The sequence below is a fragment of the Clostridium lapidicellarium genome, assembly GCF_041224415.1.
Classification (GTDB): Bacteria; Bacillota; Clostridia; order Clostridiales; family Clostridiaceae; genus Clostridium_B; species Clostridium_B lapidicellarium.
Map to the genome: position 1 here is coordinate 173686 of NZ_JBGFFE010000002.1, position 24553 is coordinate 198238.

Annotated in this window: 21 protein-coding genes, 1 tRNA gene, 1 riboswitch and 1 other annotated feature; of the genes, 10 read left to right on the plus strand and 12 right to left on the minus strand. The window is 37.0% G+C overall.

Translation table 11 applies throughout. The annotated features are described in order from the left end of the window. Positions 1–43 precede the first annotated feature (43 nt). The 7 genes from fba to leuS all read left to right on the plus strand — a co-directional run bounded on the left by fba (position 44) and on the right by leuS (position 6641). Positions 44–976 carry a class II fructose-1,6-bisphosphate aldolase gene (fba, locus tag AB8S09_RS02830; protein ID WP_294181198.1) on the plus strand — a complete coding sequence of 311 codons (933 nt, stop codon included), beginning with the start codon at positions 44–46 and terminating at the stop codon, positions 974–976. A gap of 162 nt (positions 977–1138) precedes the next feature. After that, on the plus strand, positions 1139–1669 hold the full coding sequence (locus AB8S09_RS02835) for a class IV adenylate cyclase (RefSeq protein WP_294181290.1): 531 nt from the start codon (positions 1139–1141) through the stop codon (positions 1667–1669). A 4-nt stretch (positions 1670–1673) separates the two neighbouring features. Next, entirely contained in the window at positions 1674–2552 is an 879-nt protein-coding gene (locus AB8S09_RS02840) for a DUF5685 family protein (RefSeq protein WP_294181204.1), read from the plus strand. After that, positions 2536–3129 (plus strand): J domain-containing protein, encoded by a 594-nt coding sequence (locus AB8S09_RS02845; protein WP_294181206.1) that lies wholly within the window; start codon positions 2536–2538, stop codon positions 3127–3129. Before AB8S09_RS02840 ends, AB8S09_RS02845 begins: the two co-directional genes overlap by 17 nt. Before the next feature lie 26 nt (positions 3130–3155). After that, a complete protein-coding gene (locus tag AB8S09_RS02850) occupies positions 3156–3674 on the plus strand; it encodes a hypothetical protein (protein WP_294181208.1) in 519 nt (172 codons plus the stop codon). 73 nt (positions 3675–3747) lie between these two features. Further along, positions 3748–3822 (plus strand) — tRNA-Gln (locus AB8S09_RS02855). 99 nt (positions 3823–3921) lie between these two features. Beyond that, positions 3922–4127: a binding site (T-box leader), on the plus strand. Positions 4128–4208: 81 nt separating this feature from the next. Further along, positions 4209–6641, plus strand: coding sequence for a leucine--tRNA ligase (leuS, locus tag AB8S09_RS02860; RefSeq protein ID WP_294181209.1), 2433 nt, complete (start codon positions 4209–4211; stop codon positions 6639–6641). A 69-nt stretch (positions 6642–6710) separates the two neighbouring features. Here leuS and yjbM read toward each other — a convergent pair whose 3' ends face one another. Continuing rightward, the gene (gene yjbM / locus AB8S09_RS02865) at positions 6711–7499 is read right to left on the minus strand and encodes a GTP diphosphokinase (RefSeq protein ID WP_294181210.1); all 789 of its coding nucleotides are present in this window, start codon (positions 7497–7499) and stop codon (positions 6711–6713) included. A 175-nt stretch (positions 7500–7674) separates the two neighbouring features. On the opposite strand from yjbM, the gene AB8S09_RS02870 reads away from it, so the two are divergent. After that, positions 7675–8487, plus strand: a complete 813-nt coding sequence (locus AB8S09_RS02870; protein ID WP_294181212.1) for a DUF2225 domain-containing protein — start codon at positions 7675–7677, stop codon at positions 8485–8487. 7 nt (positions 8488–8494) lie between these two features. Here AB8S09_RS02870 and AB8S09_RS02875 read toward each other — a convergent pair whose 3' ends face one another. From AB8S09_RS02875 to AB8S09_RS02890, 4 genes are all read right to left on the minus strand, one after another. Further along, entirely contained in the window at positions 8495–9190 is a 696-nt protein-coding gene (locus AB8S09_RS02875) for a metallophosphoesterase (RefSeq protein WP_294181213.1), read from the minus strand. A 4-nt stretch (positions 9191–9194) separates the two neighbouring features. Next, positions 9195–9461: an EscU/YscU/HrcU family type III secretion system export apparatus switch protein gene (locus AB8S09_RS02880; protein WP_294181215.1), complete on the minus strand. Its 267-nt coding sequence runs from the start codon at positions 9459–9461 to the stop codon at positions 9195–9197. 40 nt (positions 9462–9501) lie between these two features. Next, positions 9502–11193 carry a hypothetical protein gene (locus AB8S09_RS02885; protein WP_294181217.1) on the minus strand — a complete coding sequence of 564 codons (1692 nt, stop codon included), beginning with the start codon at positions 11191–11193 and terminating at the stop codon, positions 9502–9504. 105 nt (positions 11194–11298) lie between these two features. Beyond that, on the minus strand, positions 11299–11931 hold the full coding sequence (locus AB8S09_RS02890; protein ID WP_294181218.1) for an ECF transporter S component: 633 nt from the start codon (positions 11929–11931) through the stop codon (positions 11299–11301). A gap of 102 nt (positions 11932–12033) precedes the next feature. Continuing rightward, positions 12034–12151: riboswitch (FMN riboswitch) on the minus strand. Between the two features lie 151 nt (positions 12152–12302). On the opposite strand from AB8S09_RS02890, the gene AB8S09_RS02895 reads away from it, so the two are divergent. Then, positions 12303–12563 (plus strand): glutaredoxin family protein, encoded by a 261-nt coding sequence (locus AB8S09_RS02895; RefSeq protein ID WP_294181219.1) that lies wholly within the window; start codon positions 12303–12305, stop codon positions 12561–12563. A gap of 67 nt (positions 12564–12630) precedes the next feature. On the opposite strand, the gene AB8S09_RS02900 is transcribed toward AB8S09_RS02895, so the two are convergent. After that, positions 12631–14805: a Tex family protein gene (locus AB8S09_RS02900; RefSeq protein WP_294181220.1), complete on the minus strand. Its 2175-nt coding sequence runs from the start codon at positions 14803–14805 to the stop codon at positions 12631–12633. Positions 14806–14902: 97 nt separating this feature from the next. On the opposite strand from AB8S09_RS02900, the gene AB8S09_RS02905 reads away from it, so the two are divergent. Then, a complete protein-coding gene (locus tag AB8S09_RS02905; protein WP_294181222.1) occupies positions 14903–16285 on the plus strand; it encodes a M28 family metallopeptidase in 1383 nt (460 codons plus the stop codon). Here the strand turns inward: AB8S09_RS02905 and AB8S09_RS02910 are convergent. The 6 genes from AB8S09_RS02910 to AB8S09_RS02935 form a co-directional block, all read right to left on the minus strand. Further along, the gene (locus tag AB8S09_RS02910; protein WP_294181223.1) at positions 16211–17449 is read right to left on the minus strand and encodes an MFS transporter; all 1239 of its coding nucleotides are present in this window, start codon (positions 17447–17449) and stop codon (positions 16211–16213) included. The genes AB8S09_RS02905 and AB8S09_RS02910 overlap by 75 nt on opposite strands. Before the next feature lie 89 nt (positions 17450–17538). Continuing rightward, positions 17539–18643, minus strand: a protein-coding gene (gene prfB / locus AB8S09_RS02915; protein WP_294181225.1) for a peptide chain release factor 2 whose coding sequence is annotated in 2 segments (ribosomal slippage) — positions 17539–18576 and positions 18578–18643 — 1104 coding nt in all. Because the reading frame shifts where the segments join, the coding sequence is not laid out codon by codon here. 33 nt (positions 18644–18676) lie between these two features. Further along, entirely contained in the window at positions 18677–21184 is a 2508-nt protein-coding gene (gene secA, locus AB8S09_RS02920; protein WP_294181240.1) for a preprotein translocase subunit SecA, read from the minus strand. Between the two features lie 171 nt (positions 21185–21355). After that, the gene (gene hpf / locus AB8S09_RS02925) at positions 21356–21883 is read right to left on the minus strand and encodes a ribosome hibernation-promoting factor, HPF/YfiA family (RefSeq protein ID WP_294181243.1); all 528 of its coding nucleotides are present in this window, start codon (positions 21881–21883) and stop codon (positions 21356–21358) included. Positions 21884–22091: 208 nt separating this feature from the next. After that, positions 22092–22286, minus strand: a complete 195-nt coding sequence (locus AB8S09_RS02930) for an alpha/beta-type small acid-soluble spore protein (protein ID WP_294181250.1) — start codon at positions 22284–22286, stop codon at positions 22092–22094. 135 nt (positions 22287–22421) lie between these two features. After that, complete coding sequence (locus AB8S09_RS02935) at positions 22422–24548, minus strand: HAD-IC family P-type ATPase (protein ID WP_294181252.1); 2127 nt, start codon at positions 24546–24548, stop codon at positions 22422–22424. Positions 24549–24553 lie beyond the last annotated feature (5 nt).

The window sequence follows — 24553 nt, forward strand, 5'->3', positions numbered from 1 at the left end:
GTAGTCTTCGGACAAAATTTTATATTGAAAGGTGGAATATTAAATGGCATTAGTTACTACTAAGGATATGTTTAAAAAAGCATACGAAGGGAAATATGCAATAGGTGCTTTTAATATCAACAATATGGAGATAATTCAAGGTGTTGTAAATGGAGCAAAGGCCAAAAATTCCGCTGTGATACTGCAGTGTTCAGCAGGAGCTTTGAAGTATGCAGGTCCAAAATACCTGAAAGCCATGGTAGACGCTGCTATAGAGGATACTGGAATTGACTTGGCTCTTCACCTGGACCACGGTCCTGATCTTGAAACAGTAAAAGTATGTGTTGAGACAGGCTTTACTTCTGTAATGTTTGACGGCTCACATCTGGATTATGAAGAAAATGTGGAAAAAACCAAACAAATCGCAAAATATGCCCACGAGCACGGTGTGGTAGTGGAGGCAGAGCTGGGTGTGCTGGCAGGAGTTGAAGATGACGTATCTTCAGAAAAGCACACATACACAGATCCGGACCAGGCAGTTGACTTTGTCAACAAGACAGGTGTGGATTCACTGGCCATAGCAATAGGGACTTCCCACGGCGCATATAAATTCCCGCCGAACTTCAAGCCAAAGCTGAGATTCGACATACTGGAAGAAGTCCAAAACAAACTGCCTAATTTCCCTATAGTTCTCCACGGAGCTTCATCAGTAGATCAAAATGCTGTCGCAACCTGCAATAAATATGGAGGTAACTTAAAGGGAGCCAAGGGTATTCCGGTAGACATGCTCAGAAAAGCTTCTTCCATGGCAGTATGCAAAATAAATGTGGATACGGATTTAAGAATAGCCATGACTGCTGCTGCAAGAAAAACTTTCGGTGACGATCCGACGATATTCGACCCTAGAAAATATCTGGGGGCAGGCAGAGATGCAATACAAAAAGTAGTAGAAGATAAGATAGCAAATGTACTTGGCTCAGAAAATTCTTTGAATTAGATAAATATCTATCATGTATTAGGAGATTTCCCTTTAATTTGAGAAAATCTCCTATTTTTTATAGTTATAATCCCTTTAATTTTCACATAATTAATTTTTTGCCGCTGAATTTTATGGTATAATTCAAATAGTGGCAATCTGAACACCAGGAGGTGAGCCCACATAAAAGAATGTGAAACAAGAATAATAAAAATAAATCCCGATGATATACGGTTAAAATTGAAAAATACTTCAGCTTCAAAAGTCAAAATGGAAAATCAAACAAACTACATATATGACTTTGAAGACGGGAGACTTGTAAAAAATCGGGGTTATGCACGGATAAGGGCAGTGGAAGATCTAATACATGATTCCAAACATTTTTATATGACTACAAAAAAACTTTTAAGCCAGGGGAAATATAAGGTAATGGAAGAAAATGAAGCAGAAATATCAGACCTGCAATCTGGTAAAAAAATATTTGTATCTCTTGGATTAAAATTGCTGCAATCAATAAAAAAATATAGGGAAAGCTATAAGTATAAAAACAGTCTAATTGAAATGGACATAAATGATAAATCCTTTTGTCCCTTTGCCTATGTTGAAATAGAAACCGCAGATGACAGAGAACTTGCTGAAATAGTAAATTTACTTGGATATTCCATGAAAGATATTACATCAAAGACCATATATGAGATACTTCAGAGCAGGTGAATATATGTTTGGTTATGTAACTCCTTACAAAATGGAACTTAAAATAAAAGATTATGAAAAATTCAAGGCATATTACTGCGGACTGTGTAAATCCATAAAACACAATATAGGGGATTTCCCCAGAATTTTCTTAAACTATGACATGACTTTCCTGGCAATACTTTTAGACTCTCTGGAAGAAGGCAGACAAAACTACATTAAAAAAAGATGTATCATCCACCCTGTAAAGAAAAAAATCATTTTGAAAGATAATCCTTCTTTAAAATATGCTGCCTTCTGCAGCATATCGCTTGTGTATTTCAAACTTCTGGATGATACAAAAGATGAAAAATCCATAAAAAGCAGGATATTGTCGGTTTATCTCAGAAGATATCTGAATTCCATGCCTGAAAATTTCAAGAAAAATTTTCAAGTTATAAAAAATAAACTTCGGAATCTATACAAGCTGGAAAAGGATTCCGGAAATAAATCCATAGATTTCCTGGCCAATCCCTTTGGAGAGCTTACAGGTTTTATACTGAGCTCATCGCAAGATGGAGATATTAAAAAGAAACTTTATTTTCTCGGGTACAATCTCGGAAAGTGGATATATATAATTGACGCTTTTGACGATTTAAATGAAGATATGCGCCGGGAAAAATTCAATGCCATAGATCACTGTTTCAACAGCAAAAAACTGAGTTTTGATGAATTTTCAAAACAGATAGAAAAAAGAATAGATTTTATTTTAGGCACCTGTGCCGCACAGTGTATGAATGCCTTTAAGGCACTTCCCATAAAGAGAAACGAAGAATTGCTCTATAATATATTACAATATGGACTTTTAGATAAAATGGATAAAGTTTTTAGAAGGGGCGTTTACAAAAATGAAAAATCCATATGAAGTACTTGAAATAAGCGAAAATGCTTCAAAAGAAGAGATAAAAAAAGCTTACAGAAAATTGGCTAAAAAATATCATCCTGATCAATATGACAACAATCCGCTCAGGGATTTGGCCGAAAACAAAATGAGAGAGATAAATGAAGCCTATGATTATCTGATGAAAGGCAACCCAAATCAAGAGCATTATGATACAGGAGAAAATTCTTACAGCAGTGAAAACAGTTCCGGAATGTATCAGTCTGTAGAAAATGACATATACAACGGCAACTTTAAAAATGCGGAATCAAAACTCATGAACGTAGGGACAAGGGATGCAGAGTGGAATTATCTAATGGGAATTCTAAATTTAAGAAGAGGCTGGTACAACGACGCTTATAATAACCTGAGCACTGCCTGCAGGCTTGATCCGAACAATTTTAAATACCAGAGTGCTTTCAATAAATTGTCTGGAATAAACCGTTCTTACAGGCAGCCATATTATGGAGATCAAAGAAAAGATCCCGACATATGCAACATCTGTGCCACACTGTACTGCCTGGACTGTTTCTGCGGCGGTGGAAACTACGGCGGATGCTAAATTAAAACAACAGAGGTGATTTTAAAATGGCAGAAAAAACAAATGCAGCTTCCAATATAGCCAAGGGAGGACTTCTAACTACCGTTGGTGTTATTCTGATCTATATAAGCAGCATAGTTCCCTTAAACAAAGCTTCAATACTGGTTCTGTCCTCACTGCTCATCCCGCTGGCAGTACTGATTACGGATTTCAAAAGCGCATTTACAGTTTATGCCGCCACTTCCCTACTGTCAATGATTATATGCGGATTCAGAATGGCGGTAATATCTTATATAATATTTTTTGGTCTATACGGGCTTGTCAAATATTATGTCGAAAAGCGTCAGAAATTACCTCTTGAAATCATATTGAAGCTGGTTTTCTTCAATATATGCATGGTTTTGCTGCTCTTAATATACAGCTTGTTTTTCCCGGGACTTTTAAAGATAAACTCCCGTTTTTATGTTATAATACTGGGGTTACAGGTAGTATTTTTACTGTACGATTATCTTTTGACACTGTTTATAAATTATATAAATAAATATTTTGTCAGGAAATTAAAATAATTTTTTCACATTATATGCTATTGACATATAAATTTTTGATGATATAATATTTATTGTTGAGTTTCAACAATAGTGCCCATTAGCCAAATGGTAAGGCACCTGTCTCTGGAACAGGCATTTGTTGGTTCGAATCCAGCATGGGCAGCCAAAAGAGAGCTTTCCAAAGAAAGTTCTCTTTTTTCAACAATTTTTCAAATTAATTCTTGACAAATCATTGTCCATTATTATAGAATGTAAGATAAATCAACATAAAGCTTTGAATAAGGAGTAGTAATATTTACATCACTAAAGAGAGCTGTTGTAAGGTGAAAAACAGTGTGAATATAATATGAACTTGCCTTAAGAGCTTATCTGGAAAATCAGATACGGTAAAAAACCGTTATTTTTCAAGGGAAATCAATTTATTGATTTAACTAGAGTGGTACCGCGGAAGCTAAACCTTTCGTCTCTTAAAAGAAGAGACGAAGGGTTTTTTTTATTTCACAACGGATATAGGAATTAATTACAAGATTATAAGCAAAGGAGAAGATTTTTATGTATAATGTAGAAATTGATAAAAAATGGCAAAAAAAATGGGAAGAAACAAACCTGTACAAATTTGACAAAAACGATCTGGACAATAAATTATATGTGATGGAGATGTTTTCCTATCCTTCAGGAAGCAAATTACATGCAGGCCACTGGTTTAACTATGCCCCCGTGGACTCCTGGGCCAGATTGAAAAGGATGCAGGGATACAACGTATTTCAGCCCATGGGATTTGACGCTTTCGGACTTCCTGCTGAAAACTATGCCATAAAAACCGGAATTCACCCAAAAGACTCCACCGAAAAAAATATCAGCACCATGGAAAAGCAGCTTAAATCCATGGGTGCCATGTTCAACTGGGAAAATGAAGTTATCACCTGCCACCCTGACTATTACAGGTGGAATCAGTGGTTGTTCCTGCAGCTTTACAAACATGGGCTGGCTTACAGAAAAAAAGCACCTGCAAACTGGTGTCCCAGCTGTAAAACAGTGCTCGCCAACGAACAGGTAAAGGACGGCTGCTGTGAACGCTGCGGAACGGAAGTCACCAAAAAAGACCTCACACAGTGGTTTTTTAAGATCACAGATTACGCAGAGGAATTGCTGCAGGATCTCGACAAACTGGATTGGCCGTCCAAGACAAAGGCCATGCAAAGACACTGGATAGGCAAGTCCACAGGTACAAATGTAACTTTCAAGGTAGTTGACTCTCCGGTGGAATTCAGTGTATTTACCACAAGGGTAGACACCCTGTTTGGCGTCACTTATGTAGTCATATCCCCCGAAAACGAACTGGTAGACAAAATAACCAGAGATGCCTATAAGGACAGGATTGAAAAATATAAGGAACAGGCAAGAAAACAAACTGACATTGAAAGGCAATCCATAACAAGAGAAAAAACAGGCGTATTTACAGGATCATATGCCATAAACCCCATAAACGGCAGAAAAGTTCCCATATGGGTGGGCGATTATGTACTGAATACCTACGGCACCGGTGCCGTAATGGCAGTCCCGGCCCATGACGAAAGGGATTTTGAATTTGCCAAAAAATACAAACTACCCATTGAAAGAGTCATAGAAGGAGGAAATTCTCTCCCATACGTAGAATATGGAGAGATGGTAAACAGCGGAAATTTCAGCGGATTATCCTCGGAAGAAGGTAAAAAAGCTGTAACCAAAGAGCTTGAAAAAATGGGTCTTGGATCTGCCAGGGTGAACTACAGGTTAAGGGACTGGTTGGTATCAAGGCAGAGATACTGGGGCACCCCCATACCGATAATATACTGCGACAAATGTGGAATTGTACCCGTACCGGAAGATAAACTCCCAGTAAAACTGCCCTATAATGTAGAATTCTCTCCGGATGGAAAATCCCCGCTTTTAAAATCAGAGGAATTTATGAACACAACATGTCCCATATGCGGGAGACCTGCCAGAAGAGAGGCAGATACACTGGACACCTTCGTATGTTCATCCTGGTATTATTTAAGGTATGTGGACAATAAAAACGACAAGCAGGCCTTCGATAAAGAAAAGATAGATAAAATGCTGCCTGTAGATATGTATGTAGGCGGACCGGAACATGCATGCATGCACCTTTTATATGCCAGATTCATTACCAAGGCACTGAGAGATATGGGATTTTTAAATTTTGACGAACCCTTCCTTTCTCTAAGACACCAGGGCATAATACTTGGACCCGACGGCCAGAAAATGAGCAAATCCAAGGGCAACACCATATCCCCGGACAGCTGCATACAAAAATACGGCTCCGATGTATTTAGAATGTACCTCATGTTCGGATTCGACTATGCCGAAGGAGGTGCCTGGAGTGAAGATGGTATTAAATCCATGGACAGATTTGTAGACAGGATAGAGAGAATTGTAAATTCCACAAAGGAAGCCCTTGCAGACGGAAAAAACAGTAAGACTTCCATGGACGGCATGGAAAGAGAATTAAATTATGTACGAAATCATTCAATAAAATCCGTATCGGAGGATACCGGTAAATTTCAATTCAATACGGCCATTGCCAGAATTATGGAGTTTGCAAATGCACTCTCCAAATATCTTCAGGAAGGCAAAAAGAATTTATCCCTGTTAAAGGACAGTGTACTTGATTTCATAAGGATACTGGCTCCTTTTGCACCACATTTCTCTGAAGAACAGTGGCAGAATCTAGGAATGAGTTACTCCATCTTCAATGAAAAATGGCCTGAGTTCAACCCGGATGCACTTGTAAAAAAAGAGGTTGAAATAGCTGTCCAGATAAACGGCAGGATAAGAGCCAAGTTAAACATTCCTACCGATCTAAATGAAAAGGGGATAGAAAAATTATCCCTTTCAAACCAGAATATAAAATCCCTGCTCAAAGGCAAGGATATAAAAAAGGTCATAGTGGTAAAAGGAAGACTCGTAAATATAGTTGCAAAATAGATTTGATAGGAGGACAGCACTGCAAAATCTTCGTGCTGCCCTCTTATTTATTATCCGGGAAATTTAATATTATTTATAAACTTGAAGTGCCTTTTCCGTAGAGTGCAATAGACTGGCCAGTTCAAAAACCTCTCCTTCGTCTGCCAGTTTATTCAATTGTACCTGATATCTCGTAGCCTCAGTTAATTTTCCCATGGAAGACAGCGTCAGTATGTTATTCATTATATCCGATACCAGGCTGGACTTAACTTCAAATAATTTTTGGGCGTCTTTTATTTCATCTTTTATCTCCAGCATCTGCTCATCAAGATGGAAAGCCGCATCTGCCGCACTCTTCAGCTTGAATTTGATGGCATCCGGTATCTCATGTTTATACTTGTAATTCAGGGAATGTTCTGCAGTAGCCCAAAAATTCATGGCCAAAGTCCTTATCTGGAATTCAGCCAGTATCTGTACTTCGCCCTCCGACATATTTACAGGGTATCTGATTACCATATGATAACTTCTGTAGCCGCTTTCCTTTACATTTGTGATATAATCTTTTTCATACATTATCTGCATGTCTTTTCTGTTCCTCACTATGCTGACCACTTTGCCTATATCATCTACAAACTGGCACATTATCCTTATACCTGCTATATCCTCCATTTCATATCCTATTCTATCCAAAGGTATATTAAATTTATTTGCTTTCTCAAGTATACTCGATATCTCCTTCACCCTTCCCGTAACAAACTCTATAGGTGAATACTCATTTTTTCTTCTATATTCTTTTCTTATGCTTTTAAATTTCACTTTTAACTCTTCAACAGCCTGATTATATGGTAGTAAAAATGTCTTCCACTCTCTTATTGCCACATAAATCACCCCTAACAGATATTATAAAATTAATTCATACAGTACAATAATACTATTATATAAAAAATATGGAAAGTTTAAGAACTATGATTTTTACTAAATTTTTGATATAATAAGTAAGAAGATCTAAGCTATATTACAGAATTTATATGATTAATAACAAAGGTGATAGAGTATGTCTAAAGAAACATTTTCAAATAGGACTTCGGGAGATCTCCGGGAAAAAGATAAACAAAAATTGCTGCTGTACAACAGAAATGTGACCTGTCCTGTCTGCGGAAATTCTTTCAATGCCAGGGCCATTAAAAAATCTTCCTACAGGATACTGAAAAGAGATTCCGATTTTTTCATAAGATATTCCATAATAAATCCATACTTTTACGATGTATGGGTATGTGACGACTGCGGTTATGCTGCCATTAAAAATGATTTCCTGCATATAAGCGATTATGACGCGGATACGGTAAAAAACAAAATCACCCCTAAATGGCACAGTAAAAATTATCCGGATATATACGACATTGACCTGGCAATTCAAAGATACAAGCTGTCTCTTTTGAACTACTACGTAATAGATGCCAGGGCCAGTAAGAAAGCTATAAATTTTTTGAAAATCGCATGGATGTACAGGCTTAAGGAAGACAATAAAAATGAAATAAAGTTTTTAAATCAGGCATTGAAAAACTTCAACGCCGCATATTACAATGAAAGTCTGCCGATATGTGGTATGGACAGATTTACCACTATGTATCTCATAGGAGAACTCATGAGGCGTACGGGAAAAGAAGAGGATTCACTGACATGGTTCAGCCAGGTGGTAACTTCCACTACGGCATCCTCAAAAATCAAGAACATGGCCAGAGATCAAAAGAATCTTGTAAAAGATTCTCTCGAAAACAAACCCCATGCCGAAAATCAATATCAGCAGGATGAAGATACATCCAGGAAAAACAAAACTCATGGATTTCTCAGCAAATTTCTCAAGTAGTTTTACTTCACCTGCCGGGCAAAATTACCTCAGGGTCAAAATTTATATAATCTGAAGAAGTCAGCAGATATTCCACACCATTTAAATTTCCAGTTACAGCTTTTAAAGAGGATTCTCCGTGAAGATGTCCATATATGACCTTTTCCACACTGTATTCCTCAAATATGTCCTTAAATCCGGAATCCATAAATTTCTCGCCTATAGGCGGATAATGAATGGCAACTATGAATTTATCGTATCCGGCTCTCGCCGCACAGTCCAGTGAATTTCTCATCCGCAGGAGCTCTCTTTTATATATCTTTTCATCATGTGAGGAGAAGTTTTCACTTCCGGGACAGTTCCACCCCCTGGTCCCACAAAGTGCATAATTTCCATAGGAGAAAAAATTATTCTGTATAAAGTTCATATCATCATACAGGCTGTTCAATTTTGTGATGCTATTCCACCAATAATCATGGTTCCCTTTCACCAATATTTTTTCTCCGGGAAGATTGTGAACCCAGTCAAGATCCAAAAATCCATTTTTCATATTCATGGACCAGGATATGTCGCCTGCTATGATCACCGTATCCCCACAAGTTATTTTTTTCTTCCAGTTCGATTCTATTTTTTTGTAATGTCCAATCCAATTGTCCCCAAATACATCCATGGGTTTATTTCCGGTCATATCCAGGTGTAAATCCGATATTGCAAATAAAGCCAAGCCATCACCTTCTACCTACATTTTTATCTACATCTATTACATAAGCTATAACTTTTGCTACTGCATCATACAGGGCAACAGGTATATAATCTCCCACATCCACGTTGACCAAAAGATCCGCCAGTTCTTTATCATATACTACAGGTACATTGCTTTCCTTCGCCCTGTCCAATATATTATCCGCTATCTGTCCTATTCCTGCGGCAGTAACCATGGGTGATTCATAGCTCTGTTCATATCTTAAAGCCGCCGCTTTCTTTTTTTCTTTCATTATCTCTTCCTCTACCTTTCCTCGCCACAGCCGGACACTTTTACACTCTGGTATTGATTATGCCTATTTCATTATCTTCAAAGAATTCCCTGCAGGTCGATATATTCATCTCTTCAACCCTCTCATGAAATTTGACATCTACATTATAACCTACATCTGATAAGCTATCCAGTATTTTTTTTTGTTCCCTGCTGAGCAAATCCAGCCATTTCTTATTACACCTGATATCCACATTCATGCTGCGGTTGTACACGCTCAGATAAGCATCTACCATTCCCAGATTCTCAGTACTTATGGAAGCTGCTATCTTGACATTGGTAGAATCTATTTTCTTTCCTCTTTTCCTGTCATCCCTGATCATGAGTCTGCATTTATAATCTTTCTGATTCAAGTTTATTGGAAGATCCATATAGTAATAGGAATTTGAAATAGTATTGAATATTTTAAAATCATTCATATTATTATTTAATATATGATTTATATTTTCGGCAGTATCTTTTTCCCCGCTGTTTTTCTGTTCCAGAATTCCCTTTATAATTTCCTTCATGTCATTGGTTCTCAAATTTATCTGATCTTTTATCTGTCCTGCAATCTGAGCTATATCCTCCTGTGTCAGTATAATGCCTTTATATGATATATGGGGCATAATTTTATTTTTTACAAAAGAAGTTAAAATATTATTTCCACTGTCTCCCGCAGTAATATCCTCCGGCTTACTTCCATCAGGGATACCTAAAGATTTTTGAGCATCATCGATAGTTTTCAAAATGTCAGTTTTACCACTTTCACTGCTTTTTCCGCCCTGCTGAATTTCCTGCTGTTCACCTTTCAGACCATAGGAAATATTTTTATAAATATCACGAACCTGTACAGTTGGCTGGCTCTCAGGAACATTTTCAGGAGAACTGTCTGCAAGTTGCACAGCCGGCTGATTTTTGACTATATCATTTTCAGAAGAACCGCCCTGGGGTTGAACATTTTGCTGGACAATATGCTTTGGTAAAAGTTGTCCCATAGTTTTAATCTCCCTGTATATAGTTCCATAATTTTTAAATACATTGTTGAAGCTCTTTATATTATCTCCATTTAACTCTATATTATTTTCTAAAAAAGTAAATAGATCACTGCTGTCTATATTTTTCAACTGATTAAAAAATTTCTTCAAAGTAGTATTTACAAATTTGCCTTCCTCGCTGTCAGGTGATATATTCTTACCGGCCAGATATTCCTGAATAAAGGCATCCTGTTCCTCCGGGTTCTGTTTTATCTTGTCCATGAATTCCAATGTACTTTTTATATTGGAAATATTGTCTTTCGTAAGTGGAATTTCATGTTTAACCATTTCATCTACAAGATCATAGTCCGCATCAGTGAGATCAAAATTATTTTCCTTGATAAACAGGTTAATGGGATCTTCACTTTCACTGCCGTTTTCACCTTCCGATTTTACAATCCTCAATTTTAATTTTCCATTTTCAAATCCTTCTACTTCCAGCCTTATCAGTTGATTTTCCATTATATTTTGAAAATTTTCCAATTCCCCTGAAAACTGCCATCCGTCCAGAAGCTTTAAAAATATCTCTCCTGTGGATCTATTTAACTGTACAACCCTGGCAGAAAATTTTTCCCCAACCTGAAAAGAAATTTTTGCAGATATTTTTTTATTATTTACATTATAGGTGCTGTTTATATTCCAAATTCCCGACAAATTCACCACCCCGCTCGACATCATATATTATTATACATTATATATTTTATCGTGTGAAATCTTCATTTCATAAATTAAATGAAAATTCAACTAAATATAAAAAAATCCGGGAACATCCCGGATTTCTCATCATGAATTGATTTTATTTCCCGCCAATTTCCTATTTTTTGCCTGCTCCTGCTTCAATATCGGCGAAACACTCTTATAAAGTGCGAGAGTAAGAGCTGTAAGAACCACCCCTTTTAACAGGTTAAAAGGCACAATGGCAAATAATATCAATGTATTCAAATCAGTTATACTTCCATTCACCTTGCCTGCCACTGCCACAACTGCACTTATGGGGAAATTAAGTACTTTTTCATAGAGCGGAAGCAATATGAAATAATTCAACAGTGCAGCCGCTGCCGACATTGTGATGGTTCCAGCTCCCAGGCTCAGTATTGCCGACTTTTTGGTCTTTTTCCTGCTGTATATATATCCTGCAGTAAAAACCAGAACCGAACCTACTGCAAAATTGGCAACTTCACCTATAAAAGCAGTTTTTCCATCAAATATTCCATGAAGTATGTTCTTTAAAAATTCCACGGCGACTCCGGCTCCCGGTCCCAGTGCAAAAGTTCCCATCAAAGCGGGCAAATCACTTATATCAATTTTTAAAAACGATGGGAATATGGGAAGAGCAAATTCTACAAACATAAGTAAAAACCCTATTACTCCCAACAATGATACTTTTACCAACTTGTTTAATTTTTTGCCTTTCATAAATTAACCCTCCCAAAACATTAAGTATAATCTTCCAGGTGAGCAAACATAATAAAATAAAAAAACCTGATAAACAAATTATCAGGGACAACAAACATTATATTCTCACTTCTTTCATCCAGACTTTACTGTCGGCCTCGGACTTTCACCGAATCATACCCTTTAAGGGCTCGCGGGCTTTACCGCCGGTGGGGAATCACACCCCGCCCTGAAGATTACTTTTTTCAATTATTAAATTATCAAGTTTATTATAATACTTTTGTCCTTATATTTCAATATAATTTTTAAGGCAGTACCGTTGAAAATACAGAAGTTTGATATATAATTAAGTTGTAAAATGCAAAAGATATTAAAATTAGGCGGTGATATTTATGAAACCTGTACACATGTTTGTAACAAGCTGGTGCCCCTACTGCAAGCAGGCACTATCGTGGATGAAGGAAATTCAAGACAAAGTCCCCGAATATAAAAAAGTAAATGTTGAAATAATCGATGAGGAAAAGCACCCCGAAATAGCTAAAAAATACGACTATTATTACGTACCTACATATTTCGTGGGCAGCACTAAAATTCATGAAGGTGTTCCGTCACCGGAGATTATAGAGAAAGTTTTTGAAAAATCACTTCATTAAAAAATTACTATAAAAACAGGTGCTTCAAGATTACTCAAAATAATCTCGAAGCACCTCCACATTCCATTTATAGGTTCCGGATACCGTTTGATTTCATGCTGAGAGAAATTCTCTTCCTCTTTTCATCTACATCAAGTACGGTTACCTGTACAACATCCCCGACTCTGACTACATCAAGAGGATGCTTTACAAATTTGTCCGAAAGCTGACTTATATGCACCAGACCATCCTGATGTACACCAATATCTACAAAAGCACCAAAATCGGCCACATTCCTGACTGTACCCGTAAGTACCATCCCGGGTTTAATCTGGCTTAAATCCATAATTCCCTTTTTGAGTACAGGTTTTGGAAGTTCTTCCCTGGGATCCCTTCCCGGCTTTTTTATCTCCTTTACAATATCATTCAATGTGGGTATCCCTACGCCGAGTTTTTTAGAAAGAGCCTCAATGCCAATCCTTTCCACCCTGTCATCTATATGGGAGACATCTCTGTTTTTAAGATCATCTACAGTGTATCCCAGGAGATTTAAAAGCCCTTTTGCCGCATCATAGGATTCAGGATGAACCGAAGTGTTGTCAAGAGGCTCAGAACTTTCCATCACTTTGAGAAAGCCAGCACACTGCTCAAAGGCCTTATTTCCAAGTCCCTTCACTTTTAGAAGTTCTCTCCTGTTTTTAAATTTCCCATTATCCTCCCTGTAGGCCACAATATTAGCTGCTGTAGCCGAATTTATCCCGGATATATAGGATAAAAGGGAAGGTGTCGCTGTATTCAAGTCAACTCCCACACTATTTACACAATCTTCCACTACACCTTTCAGTGACTCATCCAGTTTTTTAGCGGTAATATCATGCTGGTACTGTCCCACTCCTATGGATTTAGGATCTATCTTTACAAGTTCTGCAAGAGGATCCTGCAGCCTCCTTCCTATGGATATGGCCCCTCTTAACGACACATTTACATCCGGATATTCCTTTGCAGCAAGTTCGGAAGCCGAATAAACGGAAGCCCCTGCTTCAGACACTATCACATAATAAAGATCCCTATCCTTCTCTTCCTTCACTTCCCTTATAAGCCTTTCTATTACTTTTTCCGACTCTCTGCTGGCCGTTCCGTTACCAAGGGATATTACACCAACATCATATTTATAAACCAGTTTCTTCAACTTTTCTATAGAACCGTCTACATCATTTTGAGGTGCAGTGGCATAGACTATGGCTGTATCCATTAGTTTCCCCGTATCATCCAATACTGCAATCTTACATCCATTTCTGAAACCCGGATCATAGCCAAGTACATTTTTACCCTTTATAGGCGGCTGCATCAAAAGTGACTTTAAATTGGCCTTGAATATCCTTATCGCACCTTCTTCACCTTTATCCGTAAGTTCAGATCTTATTTCCCTCTCAATAGAAGGGTAAATAAGCCTTTTCAGGGAATCTTTTATACTCTTTTCTATATAGACATCCGTTATGGCATTACCCTTCAGGCACTGTTTTTCCAAATAATTTATTACATTATCCAAGTCACAGGTTATTTTCACCGAAAGTACTTTTTCCCTTTCACCCCGGTTTATGGCAAGTATTCTATGTGCAGGAATGGATTTAACCGCTTCACTGTAATCATAATACATCTCATAGGGAGTAGGTTCTTCACTCTTTCCTCTGGTTTCAACTACACCGTTATTTTGGGCAAATTTTCTTATCCACTTTCTGTAAACAGCATTGTCTGAAATAATCTCACTTATTATATCCACGGCTCCATCCAGAGCCTCATCCGCCGACTGCACTTTTTTCTCCTTGTTTATAAACCGCCCGGCATACTCTTTTATATTCTCCCTGAAATTTTCATCTAAAATTACCCTGGAAAGTGCTTCAAGCCCCTTTCCCTTTGCAATGACAGCTCTGGTCCTTTTTTTAGGCTTATAGGGTCTGTATATGTCCTCTACTTCCATGAGAGTATCAGCATTTTCTATGGATTTTTTCAAACCACCCGTAAGTTTGTTCTGCTGCCCTATTATCCTTATTACATCTTCTTTTCTGCTTCCAAGATTTCTGAGATACACAAGTCTTTCTTCAAGTTTTCTTAAAATTACATCGCTCATGCTTCCAGTTAGTTCTTTTCTGTACCTGGCTATGAAGGGCACCGTATTTCCAGAATCCAAAAGTTCAATTACATTAACTATGTATTTTTTATTTACACCCAGCTCTGATACCAGGGTGTCTACTATATTATCCATATTCTCCTCCTCACATATTTTATCTGAAATATAGTTATATACATTTTAACAAATTAATATATTTATAAAGACATCAATTAAAAAAAGGTTCTATGTAATGAAAAATTTTATACTGCATCTGTCAATTGCCTTTCTGTGCGTTGTCTGTTCTTTGAGTTTTCAATACTGCTGTTTCATAACCCCCCTTGATCCAGCGGAAGTAAAACACAATATATCCTACCTGTCCTCTGATTTATTCAAGGGAAGGCTTCCCGGCACTCTGGAAAATTATCAGGTGGTAAATATTATAAAAAATTATTTTAAAAAGCAGCATCTAAAGCCTTACAATGGAAATTATCTTGAAAGCTTTAAAGTGCTTTATCCAAAAAGAATAGAAGGTAGTCCATATTTAAAAGTACTGGATAAAAACAGCTTCACAATAAAGCAATATAAATATGGAATAGATTATAAAGAGGATATGTTAAATTTCAGGGGCAATAAAATATCTTTCAAAAAATCCAATATACTGCTTGAAAAGGGAAATAGCTTTCAAATACACAAAGATAATAAATACTTTATATTTTACAATCCAGAAGATGACGATCTAAATTTCAGAAGTTCCTTTATGGCAAATTCCGGACAATCCATGTTTATAATGATAAAAAAGCAGACCGCCCATGAAATTAAAAAATACATCGACATGGGATATGAAATAAGCTGTTTTATACCCTTTGAAAATAATCAAACTTCTATTTACAACATAATAGGTTACATAAAAGGAAAGGACTCAAATTTGCCCCCTCTGGTTCTATGCGCTCATTTTGACCATCTTGGCACCGATTTGTCCGGGAAAATATACAGCGGAGCTCTGGACAATGCCTCCGGCACATCATTTTTACTGGGGCTTGTAAAATATATAAATTCCCTCGGGAAACCAGACAGGAATATAATAATAGCATCTTTTAATGCAGAAGAATTTGGCTGTCTTGGATCAAAGGCATTTCTACAAAAATATTCAGAAGAACTCAAAGGGGGTAAAGTGATGAATTTCGACATGATAGGCAGTAATAAAAAAATACCTCTTACCATAATGGGCAGCAAATGTGATACAAAAAATACCGGTTTTATAAGGGAAATAGCCAATCTATGCCTCAGGAACAAAGTGGAATTTAAATACGTATTTGAAAATTCCAGTGATCATGAATATTTCAGGGCTTATGCCATAGATGCCGTTACCCTGTCGGACGAAGACATGTCAAAAATCCACAGGCCGGAGGATAAACCGTCATATATAGGCAGTCAATCCATAGAACGGTGTTTTAAAGTAACTTCCGATGAAATAGTAAAATATGCTTTTCAAAATAATTTCTTTGTCCTGTACTGTGGAAGGCTATTTCTATTGTCAGCCGTTGGTATAATTCTAATATTAAAATATACCGAGAAAAGATCCCGTATGACCTCTTCCAAATCTGGCAAAAATCACTATAGCAGCAGCAGCTAAAAATATGATCAAACCGCAGCTGAAAAAGCCAAATTCTCCACCGAATTTTTCCATTATCATGCCCGAAAAAGCACTTCCAAGGGGGGTGCTTCCTATATTTAAAAGGGAATATATGCTCATGACTCTTCCTCTGTATTCATCGTCAGTATTAAATTGCAATGTAGTATTGGCTTTATTCAAAAAAGTAAGGTTAAAAAATCCTATGGATATAAAAACTAAGCTCACCGATACAAAATCCTTTGTAAACAAAGTTATCATCTGTAAAATTGCAATTATAAATGAATTTACAATAAGATGGTATTTGCTTCTGAGTCTTCCACCATGTCCAGCCATAAATATAGCTCCTATAAGGGATCCCAAACCTATAAGACTTAAAAGCAAACTGTAAACTCTGGAATTGCCATTCATGACTTCCCTAGCAAAAACAGGCACTATAACATTGCTGTTAAATGCAAAAGTACACACTATGGCCAGTACAAACATAGTAGAAATCAATATCCTATTATTTATAGTATACAATATACCGTCTTTGAGATCCTTAAATAAACCAGATCCCTTCTTTTCAATCACCGGATTTCCCCTGGCCCTTATCTTGATTATCCCATATATTACAGGTATGAAACTAAAGGCATTCACGAGAAAACACTGAAACACTCCAAAACTGTCCATAAGCATCCCAGCCACTGCCGGGCCAACTATACGGGACATGTTAAACACAGTGGAATTTAAGGATATGGCATTCGGCAAATCACTTTTACCTACAAGCTCAATAAAAAATGACTGCCTGGTCGGCATATCAAAGCTTGTTATAGTTCCATTTACTGCAGCCAGTACTGCAAGTGTCCAGTATTTACTCTCTCCCGTATATACAACAAAACTCAGTGCGAAAGCCTGCAGCATATAGGACACCTGAGTTATAAGAAGAATTTTTTTCTTAGGGTACCTTTCCACTATTACACCGCTTAAAAGAGTTATTAGAAGAACCGGGGCATATTGAAACACACCTATGAGTCCAAGTAAAAAAGGAGAATCAGTTATTTTATACACATACCAGCTTAAAGCTGTATTTTGAATCATGGTACCCATGAGCGACAGAATCTGGCCGGACAAAAAATATCTGAAATCTCTGTGATTAAGTGAAATAAAAGTACCTTTAAATTTCATTCCAGTGTCCAACTTCTATCAATCCCTCCCTTTAAAATTAATATACTGCCTGATAATTAAAATCAGGCAGTACATTAAAAATCATATATTCATTTCATTTGAAGCTTTAAATATCCCTTTATAAAATCATCTATATTGCCATCCATTACAGAAGATATATTACCGCTTTCAACGCCTGTCCTGTGATCTTTTACCAAGCTGTAAGGATGAAATACATAGGACCTTATCTGACTTCCCCAGCCCATATCCTTAAGCTCTCCCGTCAGATCCTCTATTTTGTCTTTATGTGCCCTCTCCTTAAGTTCCACCAATTTCGATTTCAACATCTTCAGTGCCTGTTCCCTGTTAAAGTGCTGGCTTCTTTCATTTTGACACTGTACAACTATCCCGGTAGGTATATGTGTTATCCTCACAGCCGATTCAGTTTTATTTACATACTGTCCCCCTGCTCCTCCTGCCCTGAAAGTATCTACTTTAAGATCCTCGGGTCTAATATCTATATTTTGACTTTCCGTGAGTTCAGGAAGGACTTCCACCGATGTAAAGGAAGTTTGCCTTTTCCCGTTTGCATTGAATGGGGATATTCTTACCAAACGGTGAATTCCCTTTTCAGATTTCAGGTATCCATACGCAAATTCTCCCACAATCTTCAGGGAAACACTTTTTATTCCCACGTCATCCGCCTGAAGCATATCAAGGGTTTCAATCCTATAACCTTTTTTTTCTGCCCATCTCGTATACATTCTAAGCAGCATTTCCGTCCAGTCCTGGGCATCTTTTCCCCCGACTCCTACATGTAGGTTCAATATTGCATTATTTCTGTCATATTCACCATTCAAGAGAATTTCAGTTTTGAATTTTTCTACACAGGACTCTATGTTTCCTATCTCATTTGAAATATCCTTGGCCGAAATACTTTCATCTTCCGACGCAATTTCAAGTAGGACTTTTGCATCCTCTATTCTCTGCAAAAGATTTTTGTATTCATTGAGTTTATCCTCAAGATTTTTTTCCTCGCTGGATATTTCCCGGGCTCTCTTTACATCATTCCAAAAGCCAGTCTCCTGCATTTTTATCTGAAGTTCCTCTATTCTGTTTTCAGAACCCTCTATGTCAAAGTGAATCCCTCATTTGCAGTATATTTTGTTTTAAATCATTCAATTTACTCATATTCTCTTCTAACTGAAATACCATTTAATCACTCTCCAATATTGCATATAATATTAATCAAGCAGTTCTTCCACAGCAATTTTTATATTTTTTACCGCTTCCGCAGGGGCAGGGATCATTTCTCCCCACAGTCTTCTTCTTCCTTATAGGCTTCTTTTTCACTGAATTGCCTTCCTGCTGGTTAGTGGTTACATTCCTGGCTACTCTTTCCCTCTCAGGTGCTCTTTCTATCTGTACATGAAGCAGATATTTTATGGTGTCAAACTTGATGTTGTAAATCATCTCATCAAACATTTTGCTGCCCTCAAACTGGTATGCCTGGGCAGGCTCCTGCTGCCTATAAGCTTTAAGCCCAATGGCTCTTTTTAGATGTTCCATGTCATCTATATGATCCATCCATCTTGTATCAACAACTCTCAGCAAAATAACTCTCTCAATTTCCCTCATCTGCTCCGGGGTAAATTCTTGTTCTTTTTTCTCATAAATCTTCATACCTATATCTGTAAATTTATCTTTGATCTCATCATTAGAAAGATCTATGACATCTTCCTTCTTGACAGAACCCTTAGGTACATAGATCTCTTCCATGTATTCAATCAGCTTAGCTATTTCATCCTCAAATTCCTCTTCTACGCCGGATATATGGGAATCCACGATGGAAGACACAAGGCTCTTCATCATTCTCAGTATGTCATCTTTCAGATCTTCTCCTTCAAGAACCTGGGATCTCTGCTTATATATTATCTCCCTCTGTTTATTTATGACATCGTCATATTGAAGAAGCGTCTTCCTTATATCAAAATTATTTCCCTCCACTTTTTTCTGTGCACTTTCTATGGCATTTGTAACCATTTTGCTTTCTATGGCCTCATCATCTTTAAGCCCCAATTTTTCAACTACATTCTTAAGTTTATCCGAGCCAAATATTCTCATGAGGTCATCTTCCAAAGATACATAAAATCTTGAAGCTCCAGGATCACCCTGACGGCCTGAACGACCTCTCAGCTGGTTATCAATTCGTCTGGATTCATGCCTTTCAGTACCTATCACCTTGAGTCCTCCAAGGGCTACTACACCCTTACCAAGTTTTATATCGGTACCACGGCCTGCCATATTAGTAGCTATAGTGACAGTCCCCTTTTCGCCTGCATGGGAAATTATCTCAGCTTCCTTTTCATGAAACTTTGCATTCAAAACCTGGTGCGAAACTCCTTTCTTTTTAAGCATATCCGAAAGAAGTTCGGATTTTTCTATACTTACAGTGCCCACCAGTACCGGCTGGCCTTTTTTGTAAGTTTCATATATTTCATCAGCTATAGCACTGAATTTGGCCTTTGCCGTCTTATAAACAACATCAGGCAGATCCTCCCTTATAACAGGTTCATGGGTGGGTACTACTATTACATCCAATTCATATATCTCTCTGAATTCATTTTCCTCTGTCTGGGCGGTACCTGTCATACCTGACAATTTATTAAACATTCTGAAATAATTCTGATAGGTAACAGTGGCAAGGGTCTTCGATTCTCTTTCCACCTTAACTCCCTCTTTGGCTTCTATGGCCTGATGAAGTCCGTCGCTGTACCTTCTCCCTTTCATCATTCTTCCTGTAAATTCATCTACTATTAATACTTCCCCATTTTTCACCATATAATCCTTATCCCGTTTCATTATATAGTTGGCTTTCAATGATTGAACTACATAATGCTGTATTTCCATGTTTTCAGGATCTGCATAATTGTCAAGATGAAAAAATTTTTCCGCTTTCTTCACACCCGTATCAGTAAGTATTACTGCATTTGCCTTTTCATCTACATTATAATCTTCTTCTTGCAGGGATTTTGCAAAACTGTCTGCAACATTATAGAATTCAGTTGACTTTTCCCCTTCCCCTGAAATAATAAGGGGGGTTCTGGCCTCATCGATTAAAATTGAGTCCACTTCGTCGACTATAGCAAAATTCAGCCCTCTTTGAACTCTTTCTTCTTTATATATGACCATATTATCTCTCAAATAGTCAAATCCAAATTCACTGTTTGTTCCATAAGTTATATCACAGTTATAAGCTTCCTGACGCTGTTTTTCATCCATATCATGTAAAATAACACCCACTGTAAGGCCCAATGCCTCATATATCGGTGCCATTGAATCTCTATCTCTTTTCGCCAGATAATCATTTACTGTCACTATATGCACTCCCTTGCCGGTAAGTGCATTCAAATAAGCCGGTGCAGTAGCAACTAGGGTTTTACCTTCACCGGTTTTCATCTCAGCTATTCTTCCCTGATGGAGTACTATGCCACCTATAAGCTGTTCTCTATACTGTTTCAATCCTACTTTTCGGTATCCTGCTTCCCTGACAACTGCAAAAGCTTCAGGTAATATTGAATTCAGGGACTCGCCCTTGGAAATTCTCTCTTTAAATTCATCTGTCTTAGCCTTGAGTTCCTCATCGCTGAATTGCTGCATCTTAGAATCCATACCATCTATCTTATCCACTATAGGGATAATTCTTTTTACTTCTCGTTCGCTGTATGACTTAAATAATTTACGAAAAAGTTTCATTTTTTTCATCCTCACCACATTAAATTTTATAAAATTACATGCTCAATAAATTATATCATCTAACTATTAGCTATTCAACTTATTGTCATAATAGTTTACTTTAACTTAATAATATAAGCTGTATTTTACTATTAAATAAGAGGAAGCTTTTGCTTCCTCTTCACTGCTAGACTAAAATTCAGGTTCTATCAAGCCATAATTCCCGTCCCGTCTTTTATAAACTACATTTACTTCTCCATTTTCAGCATCCCTGTATACAAAGAAGTTGTGACCCAAAAGCTCCATTTCAAGTACTGCCTCTTCCGATGACATAGGCTTCATTGCAAATTTCTTGGTCCTGACTATTTTATGTTCTTCCTCATCTTCCCCTTTATCATCTGGTATAAATTGAAACCTCAGAGATTCAGAATTATTTCTTTTCAAAAGTTTTGTCTTCTGTTTTCGTATTTGTTTTTCCAATTTGTCTAACACCAAATCTATTGAAGCATACATATCTCCACTTTCCACTTCTCCCCTCAATATAACTCCATTAAAGGGAATGGTCACTTCAATTTTCTGTCTATTTTTTTGTACACTCAATGTAGCATGGGCCTCTACATCAGGGTTGAAATACTTATCAAGCCTAGATAATTTTTTCACCACGGCATTTTTCAATGCGTCAGTTATCACAATATTTTTTCCAGTTACAGTTATTTTCATATTTCCAGCCCCTTTCCTACTTTATTCAAATAGATAAAATATGTTAATATTATTGTAATACTAGTAAATATAAATTACAATAGCTGCCTTTTTAAACATTTTCATTTAAGGCTGGATTTACTGCAGATTTTGAGATATAAATTCAATTAATAACTGTTTTCAACATAAAAAACCTGCACCTTTCAAAAAGTGCAGGTTTTCATCAAATTTACTTCAAGCTCTGTTCATAAGCTTCAATCATTTTCTTAACCATGTTTCCACCTACTGAGCCTGCTTCTCTAGCTGTCAAATCTCCATTATATCCATTTTTTAGGTTTACTCCAACCTCTTTTGCCGATTCCATCTTAAATTGGTTTAAAGCTTCTTTAGCCTGTGGAATTACTGGTTTGTTACTATATGCCATAATACACACTCCTTTTTGTAGTAAATTTTACTGCTTACAATTACAGTTTGTACATTACTACGAAAATTATTCGAGGTAATTGACGGCTTTTCTTTAAAAAATATCCATTCTATCAACTAAATTAGCTCATTATGATCATTTTGGAATTAATGTAACTCTCTCATTCATAATCAGGGTCAAGATAGAATTTATTGTATTTATTGATTTTGCAGCAAATACATCAAGTCCTCCCAGAAAAGCAAAAATTCCAAGTGAAATATTGAATAGATTTGACATCTTAATATTTTGCTGCATGATTTCATATGCACTTTGGGACAGCATTATAAGATCCTCCAGCCTATTTACATCATCGTCAAAAATTATATAATCCGAATTAAGTTTAATTTCATTGCTGGAATAATCCAGAAAGCTCACGCTTACATCTGCAGCCCTCATAGACAAGATGTCGTTTACCCCGTCTCCAACCATCATAACAGGCCCCTTTGACTTCTGCTCCAGTAAAATTTGAAGTTTTTCCCCGCTGTTGCAGCCGCCATAGACATCTTTTATTCCCAATTTATCAGCAACATACCTGCCTTTTTCCAAGCTATCACCTGTAACTATAGATATATTCCCTATACCGTTCGCTTTGAGCCTGCCGATTAAACTGCAGGCACCTTTTCTTATGTTTTCTTCCATTACAATCATACCCACTGCACGGCCATCAACACTTATAAATATGAAACTGTACAAGTTTTCTCTATAGTTCAGGTGTCTTTCAAATATATTATCCAGGGCAACATTATTTTCCCTTAAAAAATCCCCATCTCCAATCAATACCTTATGTCCATCGTAATTTATACCAATTCCCTTTGAAGGCACCAGGATCATGTTCTCCAGTTCTTTTTTCGCATCACTGAAGTTCGTCTTCCGCTCTGGTTTACAAGAATCATCCGAAATTTTTTTACAGTTTATGCTTTCACAGGCAGCACATATTTTCAACAGATCTTCATTGCCATAATTATCATCAAAGGATTCAACATGGGCAATATTCATGTCCCTATAGGTAAGAGTTCCTGTCTTGTCAAAAATTATGCCGTCGAGGTTTACTATTTTTTCAAATGTATTGGGATTTTTAACATATATATTATACTTGCTCAACAGATGTATATAATTTTTCACTGCCGTACTAAAAGCCAGCTCCGAAGATGCAGGGCACATAACCAATACTATGGATAGTGCATTCAACACATCACCTGTAAATATATAATTCAATGTCGACAGTATCACTGCAGCAGGCAGCATTCTTTCTTCATGTTTCACAATTTTTTCTCTCAAGTGCATTTTATCAATGGAAATATCCTCCTTCTCAAGAGGTTCAGGCAATCTCAATACATGAATTCTCAATTCCCCGGACATTACAATAATTCCCTCATGTATCTCACTGCCCTTTTCCACTAATGAAGCCAAGGGCTGACCAGTATAATAAAGATTGTTCACTACAGCCTTCCCTTCAAGAACTCTTCCATATACAGGAACAACTTCACCTTCATGAACCAGTACGGTGTCCCCTACTTCCAGGGACTTGATTGAAGTCAGCATTTCATTATTATCGCCTGTAACAATCCATGCTGTATTAGGAGGTTTAACTATGCTCTTTTTTAACAGGCACTGGCATTTTAAATCTGCAGACGCTTTTATATAATCGGTAAAATCAATCAGTAAAATCAAAAACAGGCCCTCTGTACTTTCCCTAGAAATAGTCAGTATAAGGCTGATTAATTTCAGAAATACATCCGGGTGGGGATATAAACGCCTTGTAAACCTGTTATAAGCGTTTCTAAGCAGAGAATAGCCGCCTATTACTGCTACGAGAGATGCGGCTTCCACCATGGCAAGGCTGCCGCTTAAAAAAAATTTTCCAAACACAAGCTGTTTAATCTTAAAAAATAAATAGACAAAGATAGATCTCATAAAATTATTTTTGACAAATTCCCTTTTCCGTTTCGTACTATAATATGAATCATAATTTTTAAAAATTTCGCTGTCATAATCTATTTCAGAAGTCAATACCTGCTCAATACTGCTTTTAATTAATTTTGGATTAGTTTTAGCCTCGTCATACAAGATCAAAATAGTTCCGAGGTTATGGTTTACCCTGCTGTATTCCACTCCATACAGGCCTTCTGCATACATGTCTATATATTTTGCCAGTTTTCTGTCAAAATATGTTCTATTACATTTAAATCTCACCCTTCCAGGTAAAACACTTAACTCCCTCAATTCAA